Source organism: Actinomyces sp. 2119 (genome assembly GCF_003591215.1).
In the GTDB taxonomy this organism is placed as follows: domain Bacteria; phylum Actinomycetota; class Actinomycetes; order Actinomycetales; family Actinomycetaceae; genus Actinomyces; species Actinomyces lilanjuaniae.
In genome coordinates, this window is record NZ_QYRR01000004.1 from 302,011 (window position 1) to 313,486 (window position 11,476).

Here is an 11,476-nt window from a genome sequence, read left to right on the forward strand (position 1 = left end):
CCGCAGAGCGCCCAGAGGGTACACCTTCCAGTTCCAGCCTCGACAAGTCCCCAGAAAGCTCCAGAAAGAAGGTACGCCACGTGGCTCAGGCCTCGTCATCTAGCTCACCAGACCGTCTCCGGGTGCTTGTCGGCGGCATGACCGAGAACGCCGGAGGCAAGGAGGCGTTTATCCTCTCCGCGTTCCGCCTGCTCAAGGACAGCTACAGCTTTACCTTCCTGGTGGACCGTGACGACGTGGCACACCAGGAGGAGCTCCTGGCGCTCGGCGCCAGGATAGCCAGGGTCCCCGCAAGGCGGCAGCACCCCATAGGCTACGTGCGCGCAGTATCCCGGCTGGTGCGCACAGGAGGCTTTCACGCCGTGTGGCTCCACCAGACGGTTATCAGCAGTATCGAGCCTCTTGTCGCCGCCAGGGCAGTCGGAGTACCAGTGCGAGTACTTCACTCCCACTCGTCGGCAAATATGTCGGGGAGGGTGTCAGGTATACTTCACCACCTCCAGCGCCCACTCACCGGTCTGTACGCAAATCGCCGCTACGCCTGCTCGGCGGAGGCGGCACAGTGGCTCTTCGGCGACACGGCGTGGACGTTCGTTCCCAACATCTTCGACCCAGACCCCTTCTCCTTCGACGCGGACCGGCGTGCCCGCGTGCGCAGGCAACTGGGGCTGCACCCTCAGGAGAGAGCCGTTGTCCACGTCGCACGACTGGGGCCGGCAAAGAACCACGCCTTCGACCTTCGCATTATGGAGGAGCTACGAGCCATGGGGGTACGCGCCCAGCTGCTCCTGTGCGGTGACGGGCCCTACCGTGAGAACCTCGCTGCTGACGTCCAGAGGATGTCCCTCGACCACATGGTCACTTTTCTAGGCCCCCGCAAGGACGTACCTGACCTCCTGCAGGCTGCGGACGTCATGATTCTTCCCTCGACCTTTGAGGGCCTGCCCTACACAGCGCTTGAGGCCCAGGCGGCCGGGCTGCCGCTGCTCCTGTCACAAGCAGTCAGCACCAGCGCACAGGTCGGCGGACAGGTCACGGTACTGGACCTGGCAAGGGGGCCTGCGCCGTGGGCTCAGGCTATCGCAGCCGTGGATCCCGGCGCGTCACCCAGGCGACCAAATGCCGTCAAGGGCTCACCGTTCGACGCCGGAACCGCACTTCCCCGGTTTCAGGAGCTTCTCGCAGCAGATACACCGAAGGAGTCGTGATGGGGACGCTATGGCGGTTCCTGAGGAACTCAGGAATCTTTGTACTGGGAACAGTCCTGTCAAAGCTGATCGCCTTCATCATGCTCCCGCTGTACACGGCGGTCGTCCCTCCCGCCGACTTCGGCTACTACGATCTCAGCATCACCTACCTGACCGTTATATGTGAAGGGCTCTTCCTGAACATATGGGTGGTCATCCTGAGACAGATGTACAAGAGCAGGAAGGAGGAGGTCCGGGCGCTGCAGGCGGGGTCGCTTGTATTCCTCGGCTCGACAGCCGCCTATATACTGCTTCTTGTCGCCACGACGCTGCTGCTCGACATCAGGTACATCGGCCTGATCGCACTCCTTGGCATCGTCCAGAACATCGAGTACGTGTACAAGCACGCCTGCCGCGGTATGAGGCGCAACTGGGACTACGCCATCTCCGGGGTGATCGCCTCCCTAGTCATGATGGCCATGAACGTCCTTCTTCTGGTCGGTCTCTCCTGGGACTTCCGAGCCCTCTACGTGTCCACGATCGTCGCCTTTTTGTGCGAGATCGCCTATATCGAACTCCGCGCGGGGGTCCTGAGAAAGATGCTGACCAGCGACTGGGGGTGGGGAGTGGTGCCCTCAGCCAGGTCCATGCTGGTCCTGGCCGTACCGGTTGGGCTCAACGCCCTCGTCTACTGGACCATCAACTCCATGAACCGTGCCGTGGTTGGCGCGGTCCTTGACCTGTCCCAGAACGGCCTGTTCGCCATTGCCATGCGCTTCGGCTCAGTCATGATGCTCGTCATCATGGCCATGACCTACGCCTGGCAGGACCTCGCCTTTGAGAGGTCGCGGGCACATAGCGAGTTCTTCGGGCGCGCCACGGCTGTCTACGGAACGGCGCTGTTCCTAGGCCTGGCCCTGCTTGTCCCTGCTATGAAGATCGTGTTCCCGCTGGTCACTGACCCCCAGTACTCGCAGGCGATGACGGTCGTCCCGTTTGCTCTCGCTGTGTCAACGCTCAGCGGGTACTCCAACTTCATGGTGAACATCTTCTACGCGATCGAGAAGAACAGGGAGACCCTGTGGGCCATCGGGATTGCGGGGGCGGTCAACATGGTGTGTGTCGTACCCATGGTCCAGTTGGGAGGCCTCGTCGGTGCCTGCCTGTCCACCGTTGTCGGCTACAGCTCAGGTATCGCCTACATGCTCTACCGTCTTCGCAGAGAGATCGGCATGCGAGTGGACTACCGGGGACCTTCTGCCGCCATTGGCGTGGTCTTAACCTCCATGCTGGTCTTCCAGCTCGGCGGCACCTATGCCAATGTCCTTATGGGCGTCGTCGTCCTGGCCGCCTGCGGGTACGCCCTGGTGCGCATGACCCGCAACGAGCGAGATGGACGGAGAACAAGTCTGTGACAGACAGCTGCAGCGCTCCCCCCAGACGGGCCACCCGCAGAGCAGAGAGCGTAAAGGCAGATCAGACCAGCCGGTACATCCAGCCATGAGTGTCCTCGCGTGTGCCGTACTGGATTCCCGTCAGGCGCTCGTATACCTGCCGCGACACCTGACTCCCGGCAATCGTGACCTCGAAGTCCTCACCTGCCAGCCGACCGATCGGCACTACTACCGCAGCCGTTCCGCAGGCAAAGACCTCCGACACCTGCCCATCACGGATGTCCTCCAGCAGCCCGGCCAGGGTGATGGTCTCCTCGACTACGGGGCGCCCCTCCTCCCGAAGCAGCGTCATGATAGCCGATCGGGTCGAGCCTTCAAGGATGGTGCCGGTAAGTCGCGGAGTACGTACTGTGCCGTCAGCATTGACGACCATGATGTTCATGCCCCCCAGCTCCTCGACGCTGCTCCGGGTCACGTCGTCAAGGAAGCAGACCTGGTCGCAGCCCTGGGAGTAGGCCTCCTGCTGGGGCAGCAGCGAGGACGCGTAGTTCCCTCCCGTCTTGGCCGCCCCGGTTCCACCCCGTCCCGCCCGGTGGTACCCCGTCGTGACCCAGATGCTGAGCGGTTCCAGCCCGTGCGGGAAGTAGCTGCCCGCCGGAGAAGCGATGACGTAGTAGTCCACCACCTCGGAGGCCCGTACTCCCAGGAAGGGCTCGGAGGCAAAAGCAAAGGGGCGCAGGTACAAGGACTCCCCAGCGCCCTCAGGGACCCAGAGGTGCTCCACGCGGACCAGGTCCACCAAGGAGGCGATGAAGTCCTCCTCGGGTAGCTCAGGAAGGGCCATGCGGCGTGCCGAGGCGTTCATGCGTACCGCGTTGTACCGGGGCCGAAACGTCCACACCGTCCCGTCGGCATGGCGGTAAGCCTTGATACCTTCAAAAACCTCCTGGGCATAGTGCAAGACCGCCGCCGCCGGGGAGAGGGTCACAGGAGCGTAGGGGATGACCGCGTGGTCCTGCCACCCAGCCGCACGAGTCCACCGGGCGTGCACCATGTGGTCCGTAAAGGCCGAGCCGAAGTGCAGGTCCTGAAGCGCCTGCGCCCGCTCGGCAGCCGAGGCAGGACTGGCACTACGATTCAGCACGAAACGACCCGCCAGGGAGTCAGCATCTGGCACCGGGGCGGCCGCAGCATGCTCCAGAGGCGTGGACGGACGGTCGTAGGCGGAGCCAGCAGTCTCGGTCATGAGATACACTCTACCGCCGCGAGCCTCCGCGTAGCAGCGCTTCTCGGATTCTGGCGCCGTCGGCCTACCTCATCATCAGCGGCCACCGGCCGCGGCCCTGATCCCTACCAGGTCCAAGGGCAGTTCTCACTGCGCTGTGCATAGAGCAATTCTTTGTGCCCCGACTTCTTGTACTCACTCCGGCCTAGCGACCTACCGCCTCAGCGATAGCGTCACCAATATCGCTGGTGGAGCGGCTCACAGTGCCGACACGCGTCCTCATATCCTGCTCGACAGCAGCCTCCACCCGTTGCGCCGCCTTCTGGTGACCGAGGTGGTCCAGCATGAGTGCTACAGCCAGGACTGTAGCAGTGGGATCCGCGATCCCCTGTCCTGCAATGTCCGGAGCAGACCCGTGCACCGGCTCAAACATTGACGGGAAGTCGCCTGTCGGGTTGATGTTGCCCGATGCCGCCAGCCCGATGCCGCCAGTAACCGCACCTGCCTCGTCGGTGAGGATGTCCCCGAACAGGTTGTCGGTGACGATGACGTCAAAACGTCCCGGGTCGGTGACCATGTAAATTGTGGCAGCGTCCACGTGGGCATAGTCAACCTGGACCTCAGGATAGTCCACAGAGACCGCCTCTACGGTGCGACGCCACAGGTCGCCAGCATAGACGAGGACGTTGTGCTTGTGGACCAGGGTCAGATGCCGCGCAGGCCGGACCGCGGCCTTGGCGAAGGCGTACCGCACCACACGCTCCACCCCGAAGGCCGTGTTGACACTCACCTCTGTCGCAATCTCCTGAGGGGTTTCCGCACGGACTGTCCCACCATTACCGCAGTACAGTCCTTCTGTTCCCTCCCTGACCACGACAAAGTCGATCTCACCAGGATCAGCCAGCGGTGTCGGAACACCCGGGTAGTACCGGGACGGACGCAGGTTGACGTAGTGGTCCAAGGCAAATCGCAGGCGCAGCAGCAGCCCGCGCTCCAGAATCCCCGAAGGCACAGACGGGTCCCCCACAGAACCAAGGAGGATCGCGTCATGCTGCTTGATGGACTCCAGGTCGTCGTCCGTGAGCGTCTCACCGGTACGGTGCCAGCGCTCGGCGCCTAGGTCGTAGTACGAGGTCACCAGGTCCACACCTGCACCTTTGAGGACGGCGTCCAGAACCTTCATGCCCTCAGGGACGACCTCCTTGCCGATGCCGTCACCAGGAATAACTGCCAGGCTGATCGTCGTCATGTCGGAAGCCTACGCTGCGGGAACGGCAGGTGGGCAGCGGTCTCAGATGGTGGGTTGAAGGGTAGCGGGGTCACGTTCAGCAGTCCTCAGTGCTGCATCTCGGGGACGCCGCTGCACGTATCGGGACGGTAGGAGCACCGGGACACCGCCTCGCCTCTGTCCAGCACCGGCCTTGTTCTGGCAGAACCAGACCAGAAGCGAGGCGGCCGTGACCGGTCTCAGCGCGCGACAGAACCCTCTGTGTAGTCCTTGTCCACGTCCGCCCGCCAGGCGAACATGGAACGCACCTCGCGTCCTGTCGCCTCAATGGGATGCGACTCGCCAGCAGCCCGCAGCTTCTTGAACTCCGGGGCACCCGCGGCCTGGTCATCCATGAAACGCTTGGCAAAGGTCCCGTCCTGGATATCGGAGAGAACCTCCTTCATGTGCTCCTTCACGTCTGGGGTGATGACCCGCGGCCCCGAAATGTAGTCACCATACTCCGCCGTGTCGGAGCAGGACCAGCGCTGCTTGGAGATGCCACCCTCGACAATAAGATCCACAATGAGCTTCAGCTCGTGGCAGACCTCAAAGTAGGCCATCTCAGGCTGGTAGCCAGCCTCCGTGAGGGTCTCGAAGCCGTACTGGATCAGCTGGGAGACGCCTCCGCACAGAACTGCCTGCTCACCAAAGAGGTCCGTCTCGGTCTCCTCACGGAACGTCGTCCTGATCGCACCCGCCCGGGTCCCACCCACAGCCTTGGCATAGGACAGCACCAGGTCCCAGGCCGAGCCGGAGGAGTCCTGCTCCACACAGACCAGGACCGGCACGCCGCGACCAGCCTCGAACTCACGACGTACCGTGTGCCCTGGGCCCTTGGGAGCGACCATGACGACGTCGATGTCATCCGACGGCTTGATGTAGCCGAAGTGGATATTGAAGCCGTGGGAGAACAGAAGAGCCGAGCCGGGCCTGATGTGAGGCTCGATCTCAGTGGAGTACAGCGTGGCCTGCACCTGGTCCGGCGCCAGGACGACAACGACGTCAGCCCACGCTGTTGCCTCTGCCACAGTCTTGACAGGAAGCCCCGCCTCCTGGGCCTTGGCCACAGAGGACGACCCTTCTCTCAGCCCCACAGCCACCTCGACCCCGGAGTCGCGCAGGTTCAGGGCGTGGGCGTGCCCCTGGGAACCGTAGCCGATAACGGCGACCTTCTTGGACTGGATGACGGAGAGGTCGGCATCATCCTCGTAGAACTTCTCAGCTGCCATGGTTGATTCTCACTTCTCCTTGAGCTGGTCGGTGATGGAACGCGGACCACGCGTAATGGCTACGGTACCGGACTGGACAATCTCCTTGACACCATACGGCTCCAGCGCCGTCAGCAGCGCCCTGACCTTGGACTCTGAGCCGACAGTCTCAATAACGACCGACGACGGGGCCACGTCAACGACGTGCGCTCGGAACAGGTCAACGACCTGCAGGACCGCCGTCCGGTTGGAGTCGTCAGCTCGCACCTTAACCAGGTAGAGCTCACGCGCTACCGACGTATCGGGCTCAAGCTCGACGATCTTGAGGACATTCACAAGCTTGTTCAACTGCTTGATGACCTGCTCCATGGCAAGTCCTTCGGTGTCAGCGATCACCGTAATGCGCGACACGTCCTCGTGCTCAGTAGGTCCGACAGCCAGGGAGTGAATGTTGAAGCCGCGGCGCGTGAACAGGGCTGAGACACGCGTGAGGACGCCGGGCTTGTTCTCCACTAGGACGGACAGCGTGTGCTTCTGGCTCACGTACCTCACTCCTCTTCCCACTGGGGGCTCATGCCCCGAGCGTGCTGGATCTCGTCGTTGGACACACCAGCAGCCACCATCGGCCATACCTGGGCATCTGCTGACACGATGAAGTCAATGACAACCGGTCTGTCGTTGATGGAGTTGGCCTGTGCGATAACGTCGTCAACGTCTTCCAGCCGATCACAGCGCAGCCCCACCGCACCATATGCCTCAGCCAGCCTGACGAAGTCAGGAACACGCACCGTGTCCGCACCAGTGTGAAGGTCGGTGCTGGAGTAGCGCTCACCATAGAACAGGGTCTGCCACTGCCGGACCATACCTAGTGAGGAGTTGTTGATGACCGCGACCTTGATCGGGATGTCGTTGAGGGCGCAGGTAGCCAACTCCTGGTTCGTCATCTGGAAGCAGCCGTCGCCGTCAATCAGCCACACAGGACGGTCCGGGCAGGCCCGCTTGGCCCCCATAGCAGCAGGAACGCCGTAGCCCATCGTCCCGGCTCCTGCCGAGGTCAGCCACGTGTGCTGCCGATTGAAGCGCAGGTAGTGAGCGGCCCACATCTGGTGCTGGCCGACACCCGTGACCCAGATCGTGTCCTCGGCTGCGGCTCCGACCAGGTGGTTGATCACCTCCTGAGGCTGGAGAAGACCGTCATCGGTATCCGTCCAGTCAGTGGGATAGGTGGCGACGATACGCTCCACCTCAGTGCGCCACGGACCTATGTCAACACGACCCTCCCTGCCAAACAGATCCCGGACCTCCGCGGTCAGGGCCGGTACGACGTCAGTCAGGTCACCGACGATAGGGACGTCCGCTGCTCGTATCTTCGATATCTCCGCAGGATCGATATCCACATGGACGACCGCAGCGCGAGGGGCGAAGCTGGCAGGTCTACCCGTGACCCTGTCGTCGAAGCGCGCCCCCAGAGAGACGATAAGATCAGCACGCTGCAGGGAGCCCACAGCCGCTACCGTCCCGTGCATCCCGGGCATCCTGAGGTTGAGCGGGTGGTCCGAGGGCATCACGTCCAGCGCCGTGAGCGTGGTTACAAAAGGCGCGCCGATGAGGTCGATGAGCTCAGTCAGCTGCTCAGCGGGCACGCCAGCTCGGTTGAGACCCCCGCCCAGGTAGAGAACAGGGCGCTCCGAGTGCGCCACAGCCTCGGCAGCCTGGATAACACGCCTCTGGTTCGGCCTGCCGGGGAGATGGTAGCCGGGAAGGTCAGTCTCAGGAGGCCAGGAGAACTCCGTCATCCCCTCCTGCGCGTCCTTAGCGACATCGACAAGAACAGGTCCGGGACGTCCTGTTGCAGCCAGGTGGAAGGCCTCAGCGACACGAGGCACGACGTCCTCTGGCCGCGTGACAAGGAATGAGTGCTTGACAAAGGGCATGGTGGCACCGACGATGTCGGCCTCCTGGAATGCGTCAGTGCCGATGTTACGACTGCCGACCTGCCCGGTAATAGCGACTAGCGGCACGGAGTCCATGTGCGCGTCCCCGATTGCCGTGACCAGGTTGGTCGCACCCGGCCCAGAGGTGACGACACATACACCCGGCTTTCCGGTCACCATGGCGTATCCCTCTGCCGCGTGGCCAGCGCCCTGCTCGTGGCGCACAAGAACGTGCCGGATCCGGTCACTGGTGAGCAGAGGGTCGTAGAAAGGCAGAATAGCGCCGCCCGGCATGCCGAAGATGTCGGTGACACCCAGCTCCTCGAGAGCCCTGACAAGCGCCTGAGCACCTGTCATCATCTGTCGGCCCTTCTCCAGTGGAACCTTGTGGCGTGTCATCGCTCGCACTCCTGTTCCTCGTGATTCACCGCGTCGACGAGACGTCAGAGGGACAGAGACTAGATCACGCCGAGACTGAAGGCCATATCCACCTCCGCTTAGTCTCACTATATGGGACCACGCCTCATGCGACGCCGACGATCAGCCTCCTGGCGGAGGCATGCCCCCCGTGGTGGAGGGTCGCCAGCCCCTGCCCACGCCGCTCTAGACAGCCCTTCCGAGGCAGTATCGGAGAAGTCGGCAACGGAGAAACAGGGACAAGGGAAATACGAGACACCTCCGCCCTGGACCCGTCCACCTCCGTGCGGGCCCCACCTAGGACGGTCCCGCCCCTGACCGCACAAGCCACCGCCGTAGCCGACACGGCGGGTCAGGGCAGGGTCAGGGCAGCAGGGTAGGCCCCACCTTCACACCTCGCATCTCGGACCACTGCATCACGGCCCTTGGTCCGAGAGCCAGGACAAGTTCGGTGCCACAATAACCCACGTCCGATGCACACGACCGCTGCGCCCCGTGCGCCCACGACCTGAGAGGCGGCTCTCCACTGTGGTTACAGACGTCCTGACACACCTGGCCGAGGCCCCGGTGCTGGTCCTGTTCCTGCTCATCGGCGTAGGCATGCTCGTCGGCCACCTGAAGGTGCGAGGAGTCAGCCTTGGAGCCGCAGCCGTCCTCTTCTGCGGTATCGCCCTGGCGGCGTGTGGTACCGCAGTGAACGTGGAGATGAATATCCCTATCGAGTTGAGCACACTCGGCCTCACAATCTTTACGTTCGCCATCGGGGTCCAGTCAGGCCCTAACTTTTTTCATGTGCTGCGCACGGCGGCAGGCCCCCTTGCGCTGCTGCTGGTCATACTAACGGCAAGCGCAGCAGCAGGCGTAGCAGTCGGCCGAGCACTCGGGATGGACTCCGCTCTGATAGCCGGAACCTTTGCTGGCGCGCTCACCAACACTCCAGCGCTTGCCGCCGCAGGCAACGCGGCGACGGCGGCAGGCAACCCGGACGGGACCGCTGTCGCTACGATTGGTTATGCCGTCTCATACCTTTACGGGGTTATCGGCATGCTGTTCTTCTGCCTCCTCGCCCTGCGCTATCGACGCAGCGACCGAGACGCCCCCTCCCCTCTCATCAACCGCACCATCCGAGTGGAACGCGAGGATGGCCCGGTCGTCGCCGACATCGGAGAGCGAATCTCCGGAGAGCTCAAGTTCTCCCGCCTACGCCGCGGGGAGACAGGCCCCATCATGAGACCAGTTAACAGCGATCGTCTGTTCAAGGACGACCTGGTCACAGTCGTCGGCACCCAGGACGCGGTCAACCAGGCCATCAAGGCTGTTGGGCATGGCTCGTCTCACTCGCTTATCGAGGACCGACGCTACCTGGACTTCCGGCGCATTACCGTGTCTGACCCCAAGCTTGCCGGGCGCACAATCGCCGATCTGGACATCGACCACCGTTTCGAGGCGACAATCTCGCGTGTCCGCCGAGGCGACGTGGACATGGTCGGAACGCCCGACCTCGTTCTCCAGCAAGGTGACAGGGTCCGCGTGGTCGGCCCTACCGGAAGGATGAAAGAGATCTCCCAATACTTTGGCGACTCTTCTCGCGGGTTATCAGCCATCAATCCGGTTGCCCTGGGCATCGGGATGGCGCTGGGTATATTCATAGGTGAACTTCAGATTCCCATGGGTGGAGGCGCTACCTTTTCCATAGGCTCGGCAGCAGGAACCCTCCTCGTGGGCCTAGTCTTTGGCCGCATTGGTCGCATAGGCAGCTTTGTCACTGCAATTCCTTTTACCACGACCGCAGTTCTGTCCGAAATCGGCCTGCTCATCTTCCTCGCGCGGGCGGGCGTCACAGCGGGAGGACAAATTGCGGAAGCGTTCTCAGGCGGCGACTGGTGGAGGATCCTGGTAACAGGGTTTATCATGACCACGATAGCGGGAGGCGGCCTGTACACCTCAATGCGCTGGCTCGTCAGGATGGGCGGCACGCGTCTGTCCGGACTGTTAGGAGGAGCGCAGACTCAGCCTGCTGTGCTCGCCTTCGCGAACGAGCGCACTGGTGCTGACCCACGCGTCGCGCTGGGTTATGCCATGGTCTACCCCGTCGCCATGATTCTCAAGATCTTTATTGCGCAACTACTCGGAGGAATGTAACTGGGCGGGCCGGTCTGTGCGGAGGCGCACAGACCGGCCCGTTCGTCCTCGTCTGCCGTGAGACAGACTGCATGCTCTTCCCCCAGGTTTTATGCCACCGGAACTCACAACGGGTGACGCGCCACGCATACCCAAAGAAGATGAGTGGTGGTGTGTGTGGACTGGGACGACGGTGTCCTACGAGGTGTGGCGGTGGCACATGCTGCTGGGGTCGTGGATCTGAGGGGGACCCGCAGGGGGGCGCGTGCGGGGGCGTGTCGCCGCCGGGGGGTGCTCCTCCGGCTCGCGGTCCGTGTGGTGGCACGGGCGGGCCGCCCCCCCCTTCCTTGCCCCACAAAAAAAGGGGGGGGGGAGGGGGCGGGTCCCTCCCCGCAAGGGGGGGGGCGGGGGGTGCGTGCCTCGTGGGGGACCAGCTCCTGGACGACAACGAGAAGAGTCGGGGTCGGGGTGGGGGTGGCTGCCCGTGCGGGTGGTTCCTGCGGCTCACGGCCGCGCCCTCGTCAACCGCGTCGCCGACAGGGGCGGCCGGGGGGTGGCCGGGGGGGTGGTGTCGGCGCCCCCCCTTTTTTTCTTTTGCTCCCCCGCCCCGCCCCCCCCGGGGGGGGCGGGGCGGGGGGTGGTGTGTGCTCGGTGGTGTCCTGCTCTCCCGTCCCCTGGCGGGGACAGTACCATCGGCGCTGGCAGGCTTAGCTTCCGGGT

General features: G+C 63.4%; 8 protein-coding genes. 3 read left to right on the forward strand and 5 right to left on the reverse strand.

The annotated features are described in order from the left end of the window. Window positions 1-137: 137 nt before the first annotated feature. Both D4740_RS06810 and D4740_RS06815 read left to right on the forward strand, forming a co-directional pair. Window positions 138-1,208, forward strand: coding sequence for a glycosyltransferase (locus tag D4740_RS06810; RefSeq protein WP_119836164.1), 1,071 nt, complete (start codon window positions 138-140; stop codon window positions 1,206-1,208). Continuing rightward, on the forward strand, window positions 1,208-2,602 hold the full coding sequence (locus tag D4740_RS06815; protein ID WP_119836165.1) for a lipopolysaccharide biosynthesis protein: 1,395 nt from the start codon (window positions 1,208-1,210) through the stop codon (window positions 2,600-2,602). The genes D4740_RS06810 and D4740_RS06815 overlap by 1 nt, the downstream gene beginning before the upstream one ends. Window positions 2,603-2,663: 61 nt before the next feature. Here the strand turns inward: D4740_RS06815 and D4740_RS06820 are convergent, their stop codons facing one another. The 5 genes from D4740_RS06820 to D4740_RS06840 all read right to left on the reverse strand — a co-directional run bounded on the left by D4740_RS06820 (window position 2,664) and on the right by D4740_RS06840 (window position 8,617). Further along, on the reverse strand, window positions 2,664-3,827 hold the full coding sequence (locus D4740_RS06820) for a branched-chain amino acid aminotransferase (protein ID WP_119836166.1): 1,164 nt from the start codon (window positions 3,825-3,827) through the stop codon (window positions 2,664-2,666). 184 nt (window positions 3,828-4,011) lie between these two features. After that, window positions 4,012-5,055 carry a 3-isopropylmalate dehydrogenase gene (locus D4740_RS06825; RefSeq protein ID WP_119836167.1) on the reverse strand — a complete coding sequence of 348 codons (1,044 nt, stop codon included), beginning with the start codon at window positions 5,053-5,055 and terminating at the stop codon, window positions 4,012-4,014. A gap of 218 nt (window positions 5,056-5,273) precedes the next feature. Next, on the reverse strand, window positions 5,274-6,305 hold the full coding sequence (gene ilvC, locus D4740_RS06830) for a ketol-acid reductoisomerase (RefSeq protein WP_119836168.1): 1,032 nt from the start codon (window positions 6,303-6,305) through the stop codon (window positions 5,274-5,276). A gap of 9 nt (window positions 6,306-6,314) precedes the next feature. Next, window positions 6,315-6,827 (reverse strand): acetolactate synthase small subunit, encoded by a 513-nt coding sequence (ilvN, locus tag D4740_RS06835; protein WP_119836169.1) that lies wholly within the window; start codon window positions 6,825-6,827, stop codon window positions 6,315-6,317. A gap of 5 nt (window positions 6,828-6,832) precedes the next feature. Continuing rightward, window positions 6,833-8,617 carry an acetolactate synthase large subunit gene (locus D4740_RS06840; protein ID WP_119836170.1) on the reverse strand — a complete coding sequence of 595 codons (1,785 nt, stop codon included), beginning with the start codon at window positions 8,615-8,617 and terminating at the stop codon, window positions 6,833-6,835. A gap of 546 nt (window positions 8,618-9,163) precedes the next feature. Between D4740_RS06840 and D4740_RS06845 the strand changes: the two genes are divergently transcribed. Beyond that, complete coding sequence (locus D4740_RS06845; RefSeq protein ID WP_119836171.1) at window positions 9,164-10,777, forward strand: aspartate:alanine exchanger family transporter; 1,614 nt, start codon at window positions 9,164-9,166, stop codon at window positions 10,775-10,777. Window positions 10,778-11,476 lie beyond the last annotated feature (699 nt).